Origin of the sequence: Syntrophothermus lipocalidus DSM 12680 (assembly GCF_000092405.1) — a bacterium.
Classification (GTDB): Bacteria; Bacillota; Syntrophomonadia; order Syntrophomonadales; family Syntrophothermaceae; genus Syntrophothermus; species Syntrophothermus lipocalidus.
Genome location: NC_014220.1, coordinates 307,939 through 327,543 on the forward strand (window position 1 = coordinate 307,939; position 19,605 = coordinate 327,543).

16 protein-coding genes, 1 tRNA gene, 1 pseudogene and 1 riboswitch are annotated in these 19,605 nt (G+C 50.4%); of the genes and pseudogenes, 13 read left to right on the plus strand and 5 right to left on the minus strand.

The window, feature by feature from the left end:
• Nucleotides 1-1,731, plus strand: coding sequence for an Hsp70 family protein (locus SLIP_RS01465; RefSeq protein ID WP_013174490.1), 1,731 nt, complete (start codon nucleotides 1-3; stop codon nucleotides 1,729-1,731).
• Between the two features lie 254 nt (nucleotides 1,732-1,985).
• On the opposite strand, the gene SLIP_RS01470 is transcribed toward SLIP_RS01465, so the two are convergent.
• The gene (locus SLIP_RS01470; protein ID WP_013174491.1) at nucleotides 1,986-2,627 is read right to left on the minus strand and encodes a rhomboid family intramembrane serine protease; all 642 of its coding nucleotides are present in this window, start codon (nucleotides 2,625-2,627) and stop codon (nucleotides 1,986-1,988) included.
• 76 nt (nucleotides 2,628-2,703) lie between these two features.
• Nucleotides 2,704-3,153 carry a hypothetical protein gene (locus tag SLIP_RS01475; RefSeq protein WP_013174492.1) on the minus strand — a complete coding sequence of 150 codons (450 nt, stop codon included), beginning with the start codon at nucleotides 3,151-3,153 and terminating at the stop codon, nucleotides 2,704-2,706.
• A gap of 378 nt (nucleotides 3,154-3,531) precedes the next feature.
• Here SLIP_RS01475 and fdhD point away from each other — a divergent pair, with 378 nt between their 5' ends.
• From fdhD to SLIP_RS01490, 3 genes and pseudogenes are all read left to right on the plus strand, one after another.
• The gene (gene fdhD, locus SLIP_RS01480; protein ID WP_013174493.1) at nucleotides 3,532-4,317 is read left to right on the plus strand and encodes a formate dehydrogenase accessory sulfurtransferase FdhD; all 786 of its coding nucleotides are present in this window, start codon (nucleotides 3,532-3,534) and stop codon (nucleotides 4,315-4,317) included.
• A gap of 23 nt (nucleotides 4,318-4,340) precedes the next feature.
• A complete protein-coding gene (locus SLIP_RS01485) occupies nucleotides 4,341-4,682 on the plus strand; it encodes a hypothetical protein (RefSeq protein ID WP_041432583.1) in 342 nt (113 codons plus the stop codon).
• Nucleotides 4,683-4,761: 79 nt separating this feature from the next.
• Nucleotides 4,762-5,927: pseudogene (locus SLIP_RS01490) on the plus strand (O-acetylhomoserine aminocarboxypropyltransferase/cysteine synthase family protein); the annotation flags it as partial.
• On the opposite strand, the gene SLIP_RS12285 reads toward SLIP_RS01490, so the two are convergent.
• The 3 genes from SLIP_RS12285 to nadA all read right to left on the minus strand — a co-directional run bounded on the left by SLIP_RS12285 (nucleotide 5,853) and on the right by nadA (nucleotide 7,660).
• Entirely contained in the window at nucleotides 5,853-6,176 is a 324-nt protein-coding gene (locus SLIP_RS12285; protein ID WP_013174494.1) for an aminotransferase class V-fold PLP-dependent enzyme, read from the minus strand. The pseudogene SLIP_RS01490 and the gene SLIP_RS12285 overlap by 75 nt on opposite strands.
• A 30-nt stretch (nucleotides 6,177-6,206) precedes the next feature.
• Nucleotides 6,207-6,641, minus strand: a complete 435-nt coding sequence (locus SLIP_RS01495; RefSeq protein WP_013174495.1) for an RrF2 family transcriptional regulator — start codon at nucleotides 6,639-6,641, stop codon at nucleotides 6,207-6,209.
• Between the two features lie 95 nt (nucleotides 6,642-6,736).
• Nucleotides 6,737-7,660, minus strand: a complete 924-nt coding sequence (gene nadA, locus SLIP_RS01500) for a quinolinate synthase NadA (protein WP_013174496.1) — start codon at nucleotides 7,658-7,660, stop codon at nucleotides 6,737-6,739.
• A gap of 265 nt (nucleotides 7,661-7,925) precedes the next feature.
• On the opposite strand from nadA, the gene SLIP_RS01505 reads away from it, so the two are divergent.
• The 9 genes from SLIP_RS01505 to SLIP_RS01545 all read left to right on the plus strand — a co-directional run bounded on the left by SLIP_RS01505 (nucleotide 7,926) and on the right by SLIP_RS01545 (nucleotide 19,593).
• Nucleotides 7,926-8,000: transfer RNA gene (locus SLIP_RS01505), tRNA-Gly, on the plus strand.
• Nucleotides 8,001-8,215: 215 nt separating this feature from the next.
• Nucleotides 8,216-9,544: a trigger factor gene (gene tig, locus SLIP_RS01510; RefSeq protein ID WP_013174497.1), complete on the plus strand. Its 1,329-nt coding sequence runs from the start codon at nucleotides 8,216-8,218 to the stop codon at nucleotides 9,542-9,544.
• Between the two features lie 63 nt (nucleotides 9,545-9,607).
• A complete protein-coding gene (gene clpP, locus SLIP_RS01515) occupies nucleotides 9,608-10,201 on the plus strand; it encodes an ATP-dependent Clp endopeptidase proteolytic subunit ClpP (protein WP_207635752.1) in 594 nt (197 codons plus the stop codon).
• A 30-nt stretch (nucleotides 10,202-10,231) separates the two neighbouring features.
• Entirely contained in the window at nucleotides 10,232-11,485 is a 1,254-nt protein-coding gene (clpX, locus tag SLIP_RS01520; protein WP_013174499.1) for an ATP-dependent Clp protease ATP-binding subunit ClpX, read from the plus strand.
• Nucleotides 11,486-11,601: 116 nt separating this feature from the next.
• Complete coding sequence (gene lonB / locus SLIP_RS01525; RefSeq protein WP_013174500.1) at nucleotides 11,602-13,272, plus strand: ATP-dependent protease LonB; 1,671 nt, start codon at nucleotides 11,602-11,604, stop codon at nucleotides 13,270-13,272.
• 264 nt (nucleotides 13,273-13,536) lie between these two features.
• The gene (gene lon, locus SLIP_RS01530) at nucleotides 13,537-15,933 is read left to right on the plus strand and encodes an endopeptidase La (RefSeq protein WP_013174501.1); all 2,397 of its coding nucleotides are present in this window, start codon (nucleotides 13,537-13,539) and stop codon (nucleotides 15,931-15,933) included.
• Nucleotides 15,930-16,526: a ribosome biogenesis GTP-binding protein YihA/YsxC gene (gene yihA / locus SLIP_RS01535; RefSeq protein ID WP_013174502.1), complete on the plus strand. Its 597-nt coding sequence runs from the start codon at nucleotides 15,930-15,932 to the stop codon at nucleotides 16,524-16,526. The genes lon and yihA overlap by 4 nt, the downstream gene beginning before the upstream one ends.
• Nucleotides 16,527-16,696: 170 nt before the next feature.
• Nucleotides 16,697-16,929: riboswitch (cobalamin riboswitch) on the plus strand.
• Nucleotides 16,930-17,629: 700 nt separating this feature from the next.
• Nucleotides 17,630-18,514 (plus strand): pseudouridine-5'-phosphate glycosidase, encoded by an 885-nt coding sequence (locus SLIP_RS01540; RefSeq protein ID WP_242649134.1) that lies wholly within the window; start codon nucleotides 17,630-17,632, stop codon nucleotides 18,512-18,514.
• Entirely contained in the window at nucleotides 18,505-19,593 is a 1,089-nt protein-coding gene (locus SLIP_RS01545; protein ID WP_013174504.1) for a uroporphyrinogen decarboxylase family protein, read from the plus strand. The genes SLIP_RS01540 and SLIP_RS01545 overlap by 10 nt, the downstream gene beginning before the upstream one ends.
• Nucleotides 19,594-19,605: the final 12 nt, after the last annotated feature.

A 19,605-nucleotide genomic window follows, 5' to 3' on the forward strand; every position in this document is an offset into this window, starting at 1 on the left:
ATGCCGGTGAACCTGGGAATAGACTTCGGTACAAGCTACACCAAACTGGGTTATGTCGATGAAGACGGCCATTTCGTCAACCTGCTCGGGCCTGGGGGGATGCTGCCTTCGGTGGTTGCATTGGCACCAGAGGGAGGCAGGTTGTGCTTCGGTTCGGATAGCTTGTCTTTACCGAAAGAGGAAGCGGAAATCGTCCGGTTCTTCAAGATCGAGCTAAAGCGGAACCTGAATTTCAGGGTGGGAGACTTTGGCTTGAGTGAGATATTGGGGTCGTACTTTTCCTATCTCCGTGACCAGTATGTTGCCGGAAGTCTGCCGCACCCGTTGCAGGCGGTTACGGTCGGTGTTCCCAATTACTTCGGTCTAAAAGCCCGGCGGATGTTGTTAGAGACGGTAAGAAGCGTTTTCCCCGGGGTCCGGGTGAGGCTGGCCTTGGAACCGGTAGCTGCTTTGGTCGGGTTGTTGGCCGAAGGGGGACCGGATGAGGCCCGGTTGTGGCAGGGCAACATTCTAATCCTTGACCTCGGCGGAGGGACGGCCGACGCCAGCTTCGTTCACGTGAGGCCAGACCGCAAGGTGAGAGTAGTATTAGAAGCCCAGCTGCACGCCGGCAGCGATGCTTTCAGCGGGGCGGAAATTGACAAGTCGGTTCTTCGCCAAACTCTTTTCCCTTGCTTCGAGGCGAATACCGGAATAACGATTCCGCCGAGGTTCAAGAAGGAAAAAGGTTTGAACCGGGAGGAGCTGTACGAATACTCGAGAATGTTGAAATGGGCAGAGGAAGTCAAACTCAGGATGCAAGGGCAGGAGGATATAGTTATCGATATACCGTCTTTTTACCGGGGACGGAGCCTATCAGCGGTTTTTGAAAAAAGGAATTTGTCTTTGGTTTTCGAACGCACTTTATCAAGATTGGAAGATTTCATAAACAACGTGGTGGGGCCTAGTGCCGAGCGCTTGGGGCTGTTCGGGGCCGGGAAATGGGATATCGACATCGTGGTGTTAACAGGTGGAGTTTCTAAGATGCAAGGGGTGGAAGAGGTCGTGTCTCGAATAGGATCGCGGGTGTATCGTCCTTACTCGCCCGAATTCAGCGTAATCCAAGGTTTGTGCCGGTGGCCGGGAGGAGAGTCTGCTTTAAACCTGGAAGTCAAGACCTTGCTTCCCTTTCGTTTCTATATTGAAAAGAAAGGGACAGAACCGGAATTGGACACTATCCCCTTCGACACCGCTAATCTGGAGTTGGATTCCGGCGGAGTCTACCGGTTGTTTTCTGTGTTGCCAACCTCTCCCTACAACCTGTCCGAGGATAACGGTAGGGTTAAGATCCGTATTTACCAAGGGGGAGAAGCCCAGGAACCGCAAGAGATTAGAACTGACCCCGAAGGCTTGGTACTAGAGGAGTCACGCCCGGTGCAGGGGGATGAACCGCTTGAGGTCTGGTTAGACCTGGCGGAATCTTGTTTGAGGGTAGCCGAAGAACCGGAGCTTGAGGTCGAGGGTGCAATCGCGGGAGATGTCCCCTGCCTGTGGGAAGCGGGGTTGGACAGGCAACATGAGGTTTTGGCCCGGGTCCGCAGGTTACAGCTGTGCCGGCCAGAGGTAAGCGGGTATTATGCCGCAGTGCTGGAGGGACTTAAACGCGGCCGCCCGTTCCAGAACTTCGACGAAGCCGTCAAAGCCAAGCTGCTACTCTTTTTAGACATGCTTTCGCAGTCAAACCATAGTTAAAGCCACAGATGGACACAGACCCGGCACTCAGCCCACCTAGCTTTCAACATGACATCCTGTCACAACAACGCTATACACTAATCAGGGCTTGAGCTGAGTGCCGGGCTGATGTACACAGATAGCTTGAAGTTAAAATATGTGTCAGCCAGACAAAACAAATTGACAGGAAGAGATGTCTCACGATACATAACTAACATCAGATAAAACTTATGCCATCAGTGTAAATCAGTGTTAAATCTGTGTGTATCTGTGGTTCAGTTTTCGACGGGTTCGAGAAAGAGCCGGTGCAAAATCATGCCGGCGCCAAAACCCCCGACGTGTGCCCAGAATGCGATCTGGGCGGCTCCTTCCGGGGCGAAGAGGGCGATGGTGCCGGAAGCCAGCTGGGTGAAAGCCCAAAAACCCAGGTAGACTACAGCCGGTATCTCAACCAGGTAAAAGAAGAAAAATACCGGGATCAATGTAAGGACTCGAGCTTTGGGGAACATGAGGAAATAAGCGCCCATGACCCCGGCGAGGGCCCCGGAAGCGCCTACCGTAGGGACCGTGGACTGAGGGTAGATGTAGCAGTGGGTGGCTCCGGCGATAACCCCGCAGGCCAGGTAAAACAAGATAAAACGAACCGGGCCCATCTTATCTTCTACATTGTTGCCGAACAGGAACAAGGCCCACATGTTGCCGATGATGTGCATCCAGCTTCCATGGAGAAAAGTGCAGGTGATGAAAGAGGAAAGCGAATGATTAGCCGGGACCAAACCATAGGTGTAAAAAAGCTTTTGCAGTTCTTCTGAGGGTAAAGACAGTTCATAGAAAAAAACCAAAAAGTTGAGGGCGATGATAAGCCACATGCTGAAAGGGAATTTTTCCCCAGGCACGTTGTCACGCAGAGGTATCATGGTGTGGGCCTGCCTTTCGCGATTTTAATTACTTAATTATGCCTATGTAGTCAATTCAACCGGGTTGCGGGGCTAATCAAACCGTGCCTTGAGGATAAACATTGACCAAGTTGGTTCCGGGAACACGGTTGTAGACCACCAGTTCATCCAGAATCGAAAAAACGGTTTCTACATACTCTTCATACTTTTCATCGGAGGAATCCACATTCAGAGCGACTTCGAACACGTACACCGGTATCTCCAGCCAGTTCATGTACTTGAGTTCGTCAAGCCCTTCTTGCTCCAGAAACCTCAGCTCTTCTACCGGAACCGAAAACGGGCCGTTGCCTTCTTTTTCCCGGGTCATGTGTCTCTTCAGCTTATCCAGAAACGTGTTCAGCAAGCGTTCCTTTTCCTCGTCTACTAGATACTGGTAAAGAACATCGTGTATCTCTTTCACGAGCACGAGCGAGGTAATGGTGGGCAAAGCGAGGTGGTTCTCTTGCCGTACGAGCTTGAGTGTGAACAGGTTATCTTTGGTTAACACTCAAAATCAACTCCTTTTGCTTTTTCAATGATAGTATCGGTGAAACCCTTCTCAATTATAGCAGATGAGTTCCGCCGAATAGATACCTATTGGCAGGGCTAAGCGCAAAAGTGGCAATACAAAACGAGAAACGTCCCAACTTTGCGGGCTAACAAGTCTATACCGTACAGGACTTTGGTAGACAGGGCAAATGACCGTCAGATACAGGAGGAGAAGCAGGCGGACATTTTTGATCTTACAACTGAGAATATCATGGATTTCATAACAATCATAACAAGAAGAAGATTATGATTGACATTTAGAACATATAACCTATAATACATATCAGCTTAATAGGACATAGCTCCAATACTTGAGGTTGATTGGAGGTCAAGAGTAATGGCCGAAGTATTCGATAGTCGCAGGATCCTGGTGTATTCTGATCATCAAGTTGTTGAAACCGAAGATCCAGTTGTGAATGAGGTTCCGCTCACCATAATGCTGAATGACTCTGAATTGGCAACGCTATTATGCTCTCCGTATGCTTTGGAAGAATTGGTGGTAGGATTCCTTCTCAGTGAAGGCCTTGTAAATGGACCTGACGAGGTATTTAGCCTGCAGTTTCGCATGGAACAGGGCGTAGCTTGGGTCGATACCGTAAATCCGGTATCAAGGGTTGACAGCTTTCTTCGCAGGAATTTCGCCAGTTGCTGTGGCAAGGGGCGGCCGGCTCTTTATTTTGTCAATGATCGGGATCAGCTCAAGACTGTAGAGACTGATGCTTGTTTTAAGGCCCAACACCTCCTTAATCTGATGGCTGAACTCGATCGGCAATCGGAGAATTTTCACCTCACGGGAGGCGTACATGGTGCGGCGTTAGCTGACAACAATGGCATTGTGGTGAGATATGAGGATATTGGCCGACATAATGCTCTTGACCGGATACTGGGCTACGTTTACCTCCATAGTATTTATCCCACGGACAAGATAGTACTGCTTAGTGGACGCATTGCTTCAGAAATGCTGATTAAAACTGTTCGTATGCGAGTACCTGTAGTCGTATCGCGTTCTGCGCCTACCGGACTAGCTGTTGATCTAGCAGAGGAACTAGGCGTCACGATAGTTGGTTTTGCACGGGGGGAGCGCATGTCTATCTACAGCCATCCTGAACGTATAGATTTCTGAACCTGACGTTCGAGGACCTGGCCATGGATATATTGAAATTCAAAGAGCTGGATCTGGATATGGTAGGGGTGGGTCCGTATATCTGCCACGAGGATACTCCCCTGGCCGGGAACGCGAATGGCACTGTGGAGATGACCTTCAAGGTTATAGCCATCACCAGAATCGTAATCCGTGATGCTCATATTCCCGCTACTACCGCTCTTGCTACTCTAAGGCCTGCTGATGGGCGAGAAAAGGCCCTGCAGCTGGGGGCAAATGTTGTAATGCCCAATGTTACTCCGGTAAAGTATCGAGCTATGTATGAATTATATCCTGCCAAGGTCTGCATTGGGGAAGAAGACCAGACACGGGTGAACGGTACTTGAGCATCGAGTTATTTCAATTGCTGTAAATATAGAGCAGGTTTAACCCGGGCGAGGCAGCATTTGGAAAGGAGTGGTTTGAATGGGAGAAAGGAGACTAAAGTTTGACACATTACAGGTACATGCGGGTCAAGTACCCGATCCGACGACAGGAGCCAGGGCGGTTCCAATCTACCAGACTACATCTTAATGTATTTAAAAATACAGAACACGCAGCCAATCTGTTTGCTCTGACAGAGGCCGTGAGTATCTACACCCGGATAACAAACCCTACTACCGAAGTTTTCGAGGAGAGAATGGCAGCACTTGAAGGAGGTGTGGGTGCTCTAGCTACAGCATCCGGCTCTTCTGCTATCACTTACGCCATACTGAATATCGCCGGCGCGGGGGACGAGATAGTCTCAGCAAGCACTCTGTATGGAGGTACCTACAATCTTTTCTCCGTGACCCTTCCCAAACTGGGCATAAAGACGGTCTTCGTGGACCCTGATGATCCGGAAAACTTTAGACGAGCCATAACCGACAAGACGAAGGCCCTATTCATAGAAACCATCGGCAATCCGCTCGCAAACATAGTAGACATCGAAGCGGTGGCAAACATCGGTCACGAAAACGGAATACCGCTGATAATTGACAATACACTTGCAACGCCTTACCTTATTAGGCCGATAGAATTCGGGGCGGATATAGTCGTTCACTCCGCCACCAAGTTCATAGGCGGCCACGGTACGTCACTCGGGGGGGTTATAATAGACTCTGGTAGATTCGACTGGGAGGGAAGCGGAAGGTTTCCCGGTTTAACGGAGCCTGACCCCAGCTACCATGGCCTAAAATATGTCGAAGCGGCGGGACCACTTGCTTACATTACCAAGGCCAGGGTGCAACTCCTGAGAGATACCGGGGCGGCCATGAGCCCGTTCAATGCTTTTCTTGCAGGGTTTAGAGACACTTTCCCTTAGAATGGAAAGGCATGTAGCCAACGCAATCAGAATTGCCGAGTTCCTGGAGGGTCACCCGCTCGTCTCCTGGGTTAGCTATCCGGGATTAAGGAGTAACAAGTACTATCACCTGGCCATAAAATACCTGCCTAAAGGTGCTGGGTCCGTATTTACCTTTGGCGTGAAGGGCGGCGCTGAAGAAGGCAAGAAGTTTATTGACAGTCTGGAGCTTTTTTCACTGCTGGCCAACGTAGGTGACGCCAAGTCTCTGGCCATACACCCGGCCGCCCTTATGGCGATTCGCCTTAGCGTAACCAACTACGGCCAGGTTGTCGGCTTCTGTCCCGCCACTGGTAAAAATTACTTCATCCGGCAATGCGTTTAGCAGAGATGCCACTTGCTCTCGAGCCTTCTCTACTGCCTGACGGGCAGTTTGACCTGCCGAGTAAAAAATGCTGGAAGGATTACCAAACCTATCGGTTAAGTAGGGTATCATGCATCCAAACACCTCTTGGTCAATTGGAGTCGTTGCGCTGTGATCCATATAAATCTGTCTCATGTCAAAACCTCCTCACTAAATCTAAGATATTTAGCGGCTCCGCACGGAAATCTTTCTTGATTCTTGAATCAGATCCTCCAATGAAAGAGAATCCAGCACTTCGGCAATTGAGTCTCTCATCTTGGACCATATCAGACGTGTCACACAAAACTCAGCACGCTCGCATTCTTCGGGAGTCTGCTCACTAACGCAGTCGACGGGAGCAATTGGTCCCTCCAGGGCCCTGATTATTTCGCCCACGGTGATGTCTCGTGGTTTTTTAGTCAAAACATACCCCCCCTGAGGCCCGCGGACGCTCTTAACTAAACCCGCTTTTTTCAGAGGCACCATCAATTGTTCTAAATATCTCTCCGATAAGCCCTGACGCTCTGCGACAATGTGTACGGCCATCGGACCTTCGTTTTGATGTAGGGCCATGTCAAGCATTGCTCTCAGCCCATATCTTCCTTTTGTAGAGACTTTCACCTCGTTTTCACCTCAATCCTTTCCTTAATTCTCAGGCCATTCCATGGTTCAGAACCAGCAAAAAACGAACTGGCAAATGCAGTTATTGCATATCCTCAAGATGCGTACTCTATCATTCTTTCCAGAGCAATGGCAGCTTTAGCTCTAATTTCCTCGGGGACAACTACTCTGGTCTGCAAATATTGCAAAGAATAAAAAACTTTATCAAGAGTGATACTCTTCATATTTGGGCAAATCAACTCTTCCGAAGCAAGGATGAATGTTTTGTCAGGGTTATTGTTTCCCAGGGAATATAGGATACCGCACTCCGTCCCAATGATAAAAATCTTACTCTCCGATTGTGTGGCATAATCAAGAATTCCTTTGGTGCTGCCCACGTAGTCGGCCAGGGCCACAATCTCCGGGTAGCATTCTGGGTGTACGAGCACCTTTGCGTCCGGAAACTGCTCTTTTAGTTGGAGCAAATGTTCCTCGCTAATACTGGCATGGGTCGGGCAGCTGGCTGAAAAGACATCAATGTGCCTACCCAGTTTCCCGGCTAGGTAAGAACCCAGGTACTGGTCAGGTATAAAGAATACCTTAGCGTTATCTGGCAGCTTTTGTAATATCTTTGCCGCATTGGACGAGGTACAACAGATGTCACTGACGGCCTTTACCTCCGCCGGGGTGTTAACATAGCACACCACAATACTCTCTGGGTATTTTTTCTTGTAACACAATACATCGTTAACACTTATATTACTGGCCATGGGACAAGTCGCTTCCGGTTCCGGTGTTAAGACTATCTTATCAGGACATAACACTGCCGCCGTCTCAGCCATAAAATCTACACCGGCAACCAGAATAATATCATGCGGGCTGTTTTTGGCGGCGATAGCCATTGCATAAGAATCCCCGACAAAATCGGCCAAAGCTTGTATCTCTTCCCGCTGGTAATAGTGAGCAATAATGTAAACAGATTTGTCTCTCTTCAGACGCAGAATATCTTGTATCAAAAGTTCATCTCGGAGACCACCCACACTCTCGCCTTCTCTCTATTTCAAAAATCTGAGAATCGTGCTGATAGGACAGCCAGTTGAACGACGCCTCAGTTAAACTGAGGACACCTCTATATTCCTGGTTTTCGTTTATCATTTTCCGATGACACTCTTCTTATGTTAGAGTATAACATTATTCCTAGCGTTTTTGTCAACTTCATAGTCCGTCTTTATTTATGAATTTATGAGCTTGACGATCCAGCGGGCGTTGTCCTAATATATAGTTGGCGATGATGTGGATACAGACGCGGAAGTGGCTCAGTGGTAGAGCATCGCCTTGCCAAGGCGAGGGCCGCGGGTTCGAATCCCGTCTTCCGCTCCATTGAAACGTAGCCTCGGCTAGTGCCGAGGTGTTGTGTTTTTGTGTCAAATTAGCTTAAAAGGCAGGACATCGGTTGCGGGGCGTAGAAGTAATTAGTGTACGGGTTATGAGGGAGGGTTAGAAAACAGGATGATGCTTTCCGGGCACGGGCTGCTTTAAGGAGTTTAAGATTCTCTGTACGTGTGAAACCATTCATCAGGACAGGAGGAGCATAAATGGGATCTAAGCTGGAAAGAATAGAGAAGAATGAAGTGGCTCTGGAAATAGAGGTTCCAGGTGACAAGGTTAGCGAGGCTTTGAACAAAGCGTACCGGCGCGTGGTCAAGGATGTCTCTGTACCAGGGTTTAGGAAGGGCCGCGTTCCAAGACCGGTTCTGGAATCATATTTCGGGAAAGAGATCCTGTATGAGGAAGCTTTGAACGAACTGCTTCCTGTTGCCTACGAAGAGGCAGTGAAGGAGAATGATCTTACCCCGGTAACCGAGCCCCAGATCGATGTTGTGCAGATGGAAGAAGGCAAGCCTCTTGTTTTTAAAGCCAGAGTAGTGGTCAAGCCCGAAGTGGTTTTGGGGCAGGTAGAGGGTATAGAGGTGACCACTTCACCAATTACGGTTACGGAAGAAGACGTAGATAAGCGGTTGGAGGCTATGCGCGAACGTTATGCCCGTTTGGTCAAGGTCCAAGACGATGTTACTGCCCAGGAAGGCGACGTGCTGAGGATCGATTTTGAGGGGTTCATCGACGGCGAACCTTTCCCTGGGGGAAAAGGGGAGGACTACTCTTTGGAATTGGGGTCTAGGACTTTTATTCCAGGATTCGAAGAGCAGTTGGTGGGAACCAAGACCGGCGAAGAAAAAGAGATCAAGGTACAGTTTCCTGAAGACTATCACAGCCAAGACCTCGCCGGGAAAGAAGCAATGTTTAAGGTTAATGTCCATGAAATCAAGCGCCGGGAGTTAAGTCCCTTGAACGACGAGTTTGCCCAAGAGGTCAGTGAGTTCGAAACTCTTGAGGAGTTGCGGGAAGAGATACGCAAGAATTTAACCAAGATGGCTGAAGAGAGGACCAAACAGCTGAGGCGAGACGAAGTGGTGGCTAAGGCTGTGGAATCAGCTGAGGTAGATATTCATCCTGCTATGATAGAAGAACAAATAGATTCGATGTTGGAAAGCTTCCAACAACGGCTAGCGCAGCAGGGCCTGACCTTGGAGGACTATACAAACGTGACCGGGACTTCTCTAGAGACTATCAGAGAAGATTACGCTCAGGAAGCTGAGAAGACGCTGCGGGCTAACCTGGTCTTAGAAAAGGTCGCGCGGGAAAAGGGTCTTGAACCGACGGAAGAGGACTTCCAGCAGCACCTGCAAAGGGTGGCTGGCGACTTCGGCATGGATGCTGACCAGCTCAGAGAGCGCGTGGCCGCCTCTCGGGGAAGGATCGAGTACGGTATAATGCTTGATAAGGCGGTTGATTATCTCCTGGAGAACGCGGTTACCGTTCAACCTTCGGGCGGGGAAGAGGAAAGCAGAACGGATACTGAATAAACTGTATAGTAAAGGCGTAATTTGTGACTTTGTGAGGTGAAGAACGTGAACAAGTTATCCTACCTGGTACCGATTGTGGTGGAACAGACGAGCCGCGGGGAACGGGCTTATGACATCTACTCGCGGTTACTGAAAGACCGTATCGTTTTTTTAGGTAGCCCTATAGACGACCAGGTTGCGAACTTAATCATAGCCCAATTCCTTTTCTTAGAAGCAGAGGACCCGGACAAGGATATCCATTTCTACATCAATAGTCCGGGAGGCTCAATATCGGCAGGCATGGCTATTTTTGATACCATGCAGTACCTGCGCCCCGACGTATCGACCATATGTGTAGGCATGGCCGCTAGCATGGGAGCTTTTCTACTGGCAGCTGGGGCCAAGGGCAAGAGGTTTGCTTTGCCCAACAGCGAGATAATGATTCACCAGCCTATCGGTGGGACCCAGGGACAGGCCACCGATATCGAGATACATGCCCGGAGGATAGTCAATCTGAAAAAGCGGTTGAACCAGATACTGGCAGAAAGGACCGGGCAAAAACTGGAAGTGATCGAACGGGACGTGGAAAGGGACTTTTTTATGACTGCGGAGGAGGCAAAAGCGTACGGGATTATCGATGACATTTTCTATGAATCCAAGCGTAAGGGTAAGAAGTAGTGCTTATTGTAATGTGAGCGAGGTGAGGTTATGCAGCGGTTTGGCAGCGACGAGAGAGGGCAGTTAAAGTGCTCTTTCTGCGGCAAGACCCAGGATCAAGTGAGAAAGCTGGTAGCTGGCCCCGGAGTCTACATTTGTGATGAGTGTATAGAACTGTGCAATGAAATAATAGAAGAAGAACTGGCCGAGGATTTTGGGTTTGAAATGGGAGATATCCCTAAGCCCCAAGAGATAAAAGATATCTTGGACCAATACGTTATCGGGCAGGAGAAAGCGAAGAAAATACTGGCAGTAGCGGTCTACAACCATTACAAAAGGATAAACCTCGGGACCAAGCTGGACGATGTTGAGCTGCAGAAGAGCAACATCCTGATGCTGGGGCCAACCGGTAGCGGGAAGACGCTTCTGGCTCAGACACTGGCCAAGATATTGAACGTGCCCTTTGCCATTGCCGATGCGACTTCACTGACTGAGGCCGGGTATGTAGGCGAAGACGTTGAAAACATCCTGTTGAAGCTTATCCAGGCGGCTGATTACGACATCGAGAAGGCAGAAAAAGGGATAGTTTACATCGACGAGATTGACAAAATAGCCCGCAAAACTGACAATCCATCAATCACTCGCGATGTATCCGGAGAAGGCGTGCAGCAGGCTCTCTTAAAGATACTGGAAGGGACTATTGCTAGCGTACCTCCCCAAGGTGGACGCAAGCACCCTCACCAGGAGTTCATTCAGATTGATACCAGTAATATACTTTTTATCTGTGGCGGTGCCTTTGAAGGAATAGACAAGATAATTCAGAACCGCGTGGGCCAGAAGTCGATGGGATTCGGAGCTGACATCAAGACCAAGAAAGAGAAGAAAATAGGGGAGATACTGGAACAGATATTGCCCCAGGACCTTCTAAAATTTGGACTGATTCCAGAGTTTGTAGGGCGAGTGCCTATCATCGTAACTTTGGACGCCTTAGACGAGTCTGCTCTGGTCAGGATTTTGACTGAGCCTAAAAACGCTCTGGTGCGGCAATACCAAAAGCTGTTCGACATGGACGGCGTAAACCTTGAGTTTACTGACGATGCCTTAAAAGCGATAGCTGAGGAGGCTATGCGGCGCAGTACCGGTGCTAGAGGTCTAAGGGCCATAGTGGAAGACGTTATGTTGGACGTTATGTACGAGATACCATCTCGGGCGGACGTCACCAAATGTGTGGTGACAAAGGATGTGATACAGAAAAAGGAAAAACCTCTCTTGGTTACCGTAGAGCCAAAAAGGAGGGTAAACTGATAAAGGCAGCGAAAGCTGCCTTTTTTTACTCCGGCTCCATCCTGATGAAAGCTTAGGTGGTGGAGATAATATGTAGTAGCATAACCACCAAAGCGTAGGGATGAGGGTGATACCGCTTGAGTGAGTTAGGGGGATTTTTCTACCTGATTCAAGTTTTCTTCGGCATAGTTATTGGATTGTATTTCTGGCATCTGTTGCGCAGGGAAAGGGGAACCAAGGCGGCCGTATTTCGAGACTCGGAAAAGGAACGGGAAAAACTTAGAAGGCTCCGTGGAATATCCTTGACCGAGCCCTTATCGAGTAAGACCCGTCCCAGCCGTTTCGAAGAAATAGTAGGGCAGGAAGAAGGGATCGAGGCTCTGAAAGCGGCTCTCTGCGGGCCCAATCCTCAGCACGTCATCATTTACGGCCCTCCGGGAGTCGGGAAAACCGCGGCTGCAAGGCTGGTCTTGGAGTACGCGAAAGCCGATCCCCTTTCTCCTTTCGGCGGTCAAGCACGGTTTGTGGAAATCGATGCTACCATCACCCGGTTTGACGAGCGAAATATAGCGGATCCTCTCATAGGTTCAGTTCATGACCCGATCTATCAAGGGGCGGGGTCCCTCGGATTGGCAGGGATCCCGCAACCCAAGCCGGGCGCTGTCACCAAGGCTCACGGCGGCATTCTTTTTATCGACGAGATTGGTGAATTGCACCCAACCCACCTGAACAAGCTCCTGAAGGTTTTGGAAGAGAGAAAAGTCTACTTGGAAAGCGCCTATTACAGTCAGGAGGACAAGAACATCCCGTCCTATATTCACGATATTTTTCAGAACGGGCTTCCCGCCGACTTCCGCTTGGTGGGAGCTACGACTAAGTCTCCGGAAGAACTTCCCGCTGCTCTCAGATCTCGTTGCATGGAAATATTCTTCCGGCCGCTCGAAAGGGACGAGATCCAGCTCATAGCCCGGAGGGCAGCGGAAAAGATCGGTTGTGCCATCGACGAAGACGCTTTGGCCGAGGTTGCGCGTTACGCTACCAATGGCAGGGAGGCGGTGAACATTATCCAGTTGGCAGCGGGGATCGCAACCGTGAAAGGGGCCTCAAGGATAGATCGGGAAATACTCGCCAGAGTAGTTAATCACGGCAGATTCAACCCGCGCTATGAGGTCCGACCGAGCCCTACTCCCCGGGTAGGAGTGGTAAATGCTTTGGCTGTTCACGGCGCTAACCAGGGACGCTTGATCGAGGTTGAAGTCTGCGCGATGAAGGCCAGGCCAGGGCAAGGACGGTGGAAGGTGACCGGGGTGATAGAAGAAGAAGAGTTCGGCGATTCTGGCCATGCTTTTAGGCGCAAGAGTATGGCCAAAGGTGCGGTTGAGAACGTAATGACCGCTCTCCGCTGGGTATATGGGCTCAAGACTGGGGATTATGACATTCACATCAATTTCCCGGGTGGGATGGCTGTAGATGGACCATCAGCCGGGGTGGCTATGGCGGTTGCGGTCTTTTCAGCCCTAAAACAATGGCCAGTCAGGGCTTATGTCGCGATGACTGGGGAGATATCAGTGGCTGGGAATGTGAAACCGGTAGGCGGGGTAATTCCCAAGATTGAGGCGGCTCGCCGCGCAGGCGTTAAACAGGTTTTCATACCCCAGGAAAACTGGCTCGAGATTTTTGAACACTGGGAGGACATAGAGGTAGTCCCAGTGGAGAGCATTGCCCAGGTAATCGAGAACGCTGTCTTGGTTGATGTTTCGCGGGACTCTATTGTATCAGGATACCCACGTACTTTGGTTAACTGTTAAGACTGAAAACATACTTTCACCGGCTCAACCGAGGGGCATTTTTGGCAAAAAGCCTTCATTTTTTACTCATTAAAAGGCTTTTTAAGCAGTTGACCCATAATTTTAAACATGACCGCTGGATAGGTTTCTGGTACAATAAAACAGCTAAAAATCTAATGAGACGGGTATTTTCCGGTTGTCCGGCGTTGATGCCCTCTTACATTCGTTTTTTTCATATAGTAGAATATACTTGCGGTTTGGCCGTAATAGGAGGTGTAATTTGGGGTGTACGAGGGGAAGGAGTACTACTATCGCGAAATCCCACTGCTGCCGCTAAGAGGTGTTTTGGTATTTCCCCACATGGTTATACATTTGGATGTAGGCCGGGAAAAATCCATCAACGCCATTGAGGAGGCTATGCTTGAGGACAAGAAGATTTTCTTGGCCACTCAGAAGGAAGCCCAGACCGATGATCCGGGGGAAGATGACATCTATCAGATAGGCACCATTGCTGAGATTAAGCAGATACTTAAGATGCCCGGAGGTACCATGCGGGTACTGGTGGAAGGGCTGAACAGGGCCGAGATTCAGGGATACATCTTTTTTGAGCCTTTTATTAAGGTTGGCATCAAAGAGTTCAAAGAGTACCCTGACAGAAAAGCCCCTGAGATAGAAGCTTTGATGAGGACTCTTATTTACCAGTTCGAGCAATACGTTAAAATGAGCAAGAAGATACCGCCGGAGACTGTGGTCTCGGTGGTGGCCATCGAGGAACCGGGGAGGTTAGCCGACGTTGTCGCTTCTCACCTGTCTTTGCGGGTACATGAGAAACAGGCGATACTGGAATCACTTGATGTCAAGAAACGGCTGGAGATACTGTGTGAAATCTTGGCCAAAGAGATGGAAGTCTTGGAGCTCGAAAGAAAGATAAACATCCGGGTCAGGAAGCAGATGGAGAAGACCCAGAAAGAATACTACCTGCGCGAGCAGATGAAGGCCATCCAAAAAGAGCTGGGAGAAAAGGATGAAAGGGTAGCTGAAGGAGAGGAACTGAGGGAAAAGATAGCCCAGGCCAAGCTGCCGCCGGAAATCGAAGAGAAGGCCTTAAAAGAAGTAGAGCGGCTGGAAAAGATGCCTCCCATGGTAGCGGAAGCGGTGGTAGTACGTAACTACCTGGATTGGCTGCTTTCCATGCCGTGGTCGCAGGAAACCAGAGACCGTTTGGATCTTGACGTTGCCCAGAAGATACTGGACGAGGACCACTATGGTTTGACCAAGCCCAAAGAACGGATACTCGAGTACCTGGCTATAAGGAAGCTGGCTCGAAAAATGAAGGGGCCCATTTTGTGTTTCATCGGGCCTCCGGGAGTGGGTAAGACCTCGCTCGGAAAGTCTATTGCCAGGGCCTTGGGGAGAAAGTTCGTGCGCATGTCTCTGGGCGGGATCAGGGATGAAGCGGAAATTAGAGGACACCGCCGCACCTATGTAGGTTCTTTGCCTGGGCGTATTATCCAGGGAATGAAGCAGGCAGGAACTAAGAATCCTGTTTTCTTGCTGGACGAGGTGGACAAGATGAGCTCCGACTTTCGGGGAGATCCCGCTTCGGCTTTATTGGAAGTGCTGGATCCTGAACAGAACCACATGTTCAGCGACCACTACCTGGAAGTGCCGTTTGACCTGTCCAAAGTGATGTTTATAACGACTGCCAATTCTCCCTACAGCATCCCGCGTCCTCTGTTGGACCGGATGGAGGTCATTTACATCTCCGGGTACACTGAAGAGGAGAAAACCAGGATCGCGCTGGACTATTTGGTCCCGAAACAGATCAAAGAACACGGACTGAAAAAGAAGAATATCGGCTTCTCTGAAGGCGCTATCCGCAAGATAATCAGGCAGTACACGCGGGAAGCCGGGGTGCGTAACTTGGAACGGGAGATTGCTACCATCTGCCGTAAGGTGGCTCGGGAAGTGGTGGCTGATAAAAACAAGTCGGTTAGGGTAACCAGCAATTCGGTACCGACTTTCCTGGGAGCAGAAAAATACCGGTACGGTACGGCAGAAAAAGAAAATCAAGTCGGGGTTGCTACCGGCATGGCCTGGACCGAGACCGGTGGTGACACCCTATCGGTGGAGGTCGCTTTGCTTCCCGGAACCGGTAAATTGACGATGACGGGACACCTGGGCGATATCATGAAAGAGTCGGCCCAGGCCAGCCTTTCCTATGTGAGGAGCAAAGCGGGGGAGCTGGGGATCACCGAGTCCGATTTTCACGAGAAATACGATGTGCATCTACACGTGCCAGAGGGGGCTATCCCCAAAGACGGCCCATCCGCTGGTATTGCTTTGGCGACCGCCCTCGCTTCGGCTTTCTCCAAACGGCCGGTCCGGAGCGATGTAGCCATGACCGGAGAGATTACTTTAAGGGGAAGGGTTCTCCCTGTAGGCGGGATCAAGGAGAAAGTGCTGGCTGCTCACCGGGCGGGCATTACCACAGTCATTCTGCCTGCCGAAAATAAGAAGGACCTCGAAGAAGTACCCGCTAATGTCAAGAAAAAAATGGACTTCGTCCTGGTAGACCATATGGATCAGGTTTTGGAAAAGGCCCTGGTTAGAGGAATGCCTGAGGCTAAAGAAAGCCTGGGAGAAGTCATAGGACCTGTTGCCGAGCAAACCCTTCAATGAAGAACATGAGAGTGAAGAAAGCTGAATTCAAGGGCTCTTACGTAGATATAGAATCTTTGCCTGCATCGGGGCTGCCGGAAATAGCTTTGGCCGGAAGGTCTAATGTAGGCAAATCTTCTTTGATCAACTGCCTCGCCAACCGGCGGAACCTGGCTCTGACCAGCTCTACCCCTGGCAAGACCAGGACTATAAACTACTACCTTTTCGATGATGCCTGGTTTTTGGTGGACCTGCCGGGCTACGGGTATGCCAAAGTCTCGCAGGCAGAGCGCAAGCGGTGGAGCCTTTTGATAGAAAAGTACCTCAAGGAGAGGCGCCAGCTGAAGGGCGTTGTTCAGGTCGTAGACATACGGCATCATCCAACTGAAACGGACAAACTCATGAGCGAGTGGCTAGGTTATCACCAGATTCCCCGCACAGTAGTAGCTACCAAGGCCGACAAGATAGCCCGCGGAAAATGGAAAACGCAACTGGCGGCTATCCAGCGGGAGCTCCGTTTATCAGATCCACCGCTATGTTTTTCCAGCCTCACCGGTGAGGGAAGGGATGAGCTAGTACGGGCTATTGGTGAAATGGTAGGAATTAAGAATTAGGAATTAAGAATTAAGAATTAAGAATTAAGAATTAAGAATTAAGAATTAAGAATTAAGAATTAAGAATTAAGAGTGCGCTCTTTAGTACGGTATGGTACTAAATAACAAAAATGGTTGCCAGGTGTTGAGAAGATGTGGTATTAATGTTAGTGTAAGATACCGTCGACAACTGAATCATTGAGGTCTCGGGTGACCTGCCTGGTAGCAGGATCAGGCGGGTTAAAAGGGAACCAGGTGAGAATCCTGGACGGTCGCGCCACTGTGAGCGGGGAGCGACATTCCAAGTAGGCCACTGTCCGAACATGTAGCCGGTTGTGAGAAAACCGGGTGCGTGCCGGATGGGAAGGCGGGAATGGAGCGAAGATCCGCGAGTCAGGAGACCTGCCGGAGGCTGAGCATCTTCGTCCTTCCGCGCAAGAAGGGGAGTGCACGCGAACTGTCCGAACGGGCATTTTACGGACAGCGGCCCCACTTTCTTTGACGGGAAGTGGGGTTTTTTGATGTAACACTTGTCAGACGCGGCACTGTGACCTCATTTGCGCCAAGGCAAATGTCGACTCCCTCGCCCCTGCGTGCGCCTGTCGGTTGGAAGAGGGGATTATAGAGAAAGGTATACTCCGGGCAAGATTGCCCGTTAGCCTGCAAAGTTGGGTACCTTCTCTGTGTCCCTTTGCCATGAGCGCTGGGCGACAATTCGGCACCGTACTGCCTGGAACCGATATTTTGTCGCCTGAAAGCAAGCTAAAATACCCTGACAGGCGCACAGCGGGATTTTTTTACCATAGCTGGACTTAGGGACTCAGGTCTAAAAGTGGCCAGTATCAGTTGAGAAGCAGAGCTCGTGCGTTTGCTCTTCCCGCATAGCCAAGGTGCTTCAGGTTATTTGTCCTCTGTCAGGGCTCTCCGTTCGGGCTGTTTTCCCTTCTGCCCATTTCAAAGTCCCATATAGTTAAAGCTACAAAAAAGACAAAGTGGTTGGCTGCGACGTTGATATTAGTTTATAATTCAGTAGTGGATACGTCCAATTAATTATATAGAACATAACAATAAGTTATGATAATTCCCGTTAGCTTAAGTACCCGAAAAGGTGGGGGTCGAGGGTGATGGTTGAGAATAGGGCAGCCCAGAACCCCGGCATACCGATAGTTATCGAAACCGCTTTGCTGGGGTGCGGTCTACCTTCTATCCCTAACGAAGTCATTGAGCAGGAGCTGGCTCGGCACCAGGGTTTAATCCTGGTCTGGGTGGAGCAAGGTCGTGTCGTTTGCGGCGGTGTTGAACAATTTTTGCACCATAGGCCCGCGGACGGGTGGAAGCGCTTGGACGGGAGGCGGGTAAAAGATGCTCTCGATAAGAAAAACAGCGGCTATCTCACGGTATCGGGCGTGATGAGCTTGTTTACATCCAGCCCTGTGATCGTGGTAACTGCCGGCATGGGAGGCATACGGGAAGGTATGGTTTCGCAGGACTTGATCTGCTTGTCCCGGACCGAGGCGTGTCTGATAGCGACAGCTCCCAAAGACAGTGTAGACCTTGAGGGTACGCTGGGATATTTACGAGCGCAAAAGGTTCGGACTGTGGGAGTTGGACAAGCTCTGTGCGATGGGTTCCTCTTTCGGTGCGGTCCGGTATCGTTGGACGGAAGCTGGGATGTGGGAGAGCCGCCTGCCCGTTCCTGGGGGAGCGGCTGGGTAATTTTCAATCCCCTGCCAGCCGAGCTGAGGCTGAAAGATGACATTGTGCTAGCCGAGGCTTTAGCGAGTGCCGGTCGAGCTTGTGCTAACGGCGAGGACTTTCATCCCGCATTTAACCGGGTCCTGGATGAAATGACCGCTGGGCAGGCTTCATATCTCCAGTTAGCGGCTCTGGTGAGGAACGTAGAATTGGCTCTGAAAATAGGGGGTGCGGATCCAGGAGAAGGGCGCTTATTTGCGGTTGATGAAGGGACACCGGAGACTACAGCGAGGAATGATTCTGAATGCCCGTAAAGTGCATTGTTATGGAAACCATAACACCCAGGGAGCGCATGGAAGCCCTGGCGGAAGGAAAAAAAGTGGACAGGATACCGGTTTGTCCTATCCTCGGAGAGTATCCTTCGGTGGTTGTGGGGGTACCAGTAGATCGCTACTTGCATTCGCCGGGGTTGATGGCCGAGGCCCAAGTTCGGGCTTTTGAAGTGTTTGGATACGATTCCGTAGGCGTGGGACCGGACTATTTAGGCATGGCTGAGGCTATGGGCTGCAGGCTTAGATACGCTCCTGACCAGCGTCCCCAGATGGCTACGGCTGTCGTCGAGGATGAAAGATCGCTGTCGCGGCTGAAGCCGGTTGAGGCGGAAAGGGACGGCCGGCTGCCTATGTACTTGGAAGCCCTGAAAACCATCAAAGATCGAGTCGGCGATCGGGTCAAAGTAGGAAGCGGCGTAGGAGGTCCTTTTACCTTGGCAGCCTGCTTGCGGGGGACAGAGGAGTTTCTGAAAGACCTTATAAGGAAGCCGGCGTTTGCCTACCAGATATTAGAAATAAGCACGCAAAGCATCATGAACTATATGCAAGCCTGTTTTAGGCTGGGAGTATCTTGTAGTTTGGGAGAGCCGCTGGCATCGTGCAGCGTCATCAGCCCTCGTCATTTCCGCCAGTTCGCGAAACCCTACTTGTTGACCATCTGCGAGTGGCACAGGTCTTGTTTCGGGCGGTCTTTATCGCTCCACATCTGCGGAACGACCAAACCTATTTGGGAGGACGTAGCTGCACTCGGGGTCAGCCAGTTCAGCTTTGACGAAAAGGAGGATGTAGAAGAAGCCAAGCGTTTTATGGGGGCGCGGTTGGTCATAAAAGGTAACGTTCCGCCGGTTTCCGTTCTCGCCAGGGGATCGTACGAAGAAGTAATGGCAGCTGCGACCCAGTGTCTCAGCAAAGGTTTTGATTCTCCCAAGGGCTATGTTTTGAGCTCGGGATGCACGGTACCCCTGGAGACTCCGCCCGAGAATATTCACGCGTTAATCGAGGCTAGCCGGAGGTTTTCCATGGAGCAGGCGGATCTCGGGCCAGTTGTACCTTGCAAATAGCTCGCACATTAG

Bases quoted from the DNA above. Each gene is read 5' to 3' on its own strand.
- SLIP_RS01485 (WP_041432583.1), top strand. From the start codon at position 4,341: ATGGATATATTGAAATTCAAAGAGCTGGATCTGGATATGGTAGGGGTG.
- clpX (WP_013174499.1), top strand. From the start codon at position 10,232: ATGCAGCGGTTTGGCAGCGACGAGAGAGGGCAGTTAAAGTGCTCTTTC.
- SLIP_RS12285 (WP_013174494.1), bottom strand. From the start codon at position 6,176: ATGAGACAGATTTATATGGATCACAGCGCAACGACTCCAATTGACCAA.
- SLIP_RS01540 (WP_242649134.1), top strand. From the start codon at position 17,630: ATGGTTGAGAATAGGGCAGCCCAGAACCCCGGCATACCGATAGTTATC.
- fdhD (WP_013174493.1), top strand. From the start codon at position 3,532: ATGGCCGAAGTATTCGATAGTCGCAGGATCCTGGTGTATTCTGATCAT.
- SLIP_RS01545 (WP_013174504.1), top strand. From the start codon at position 18,505: ATGCCCGTAAAGTGCATTGTTATGGAAACCATAACACCCAGGGAGCGC.
- tig (WP_013174497.1), top strand. From the start codon at position 8,216: ATGGGATCTAAGCTGGAAAGAATAGAGAAGAATGAAGTGGCTCTGGAA.
- yihA (WP_013174502.1), top strand. From the start codon at position 15,930: ATGAAGAACATGAGAGTGAAGAAAGCTGAATTCAAGGGCTCTTACGTA.
- SLIP_RS01465 (WP_013174490.1), top strand. From the start codon at position 1: ATGCCGGTGAACCTGGGAATAGACTTCGGTACAAGCTACACCAAACTG.
- SLIP_RS01470 (WP_013174491.1), bottom strand. From the start codon at position 2,627: ATGATACCTCTGCGTGACAACGTGCCTGGGGAAAAATTCCCTTTCAGC.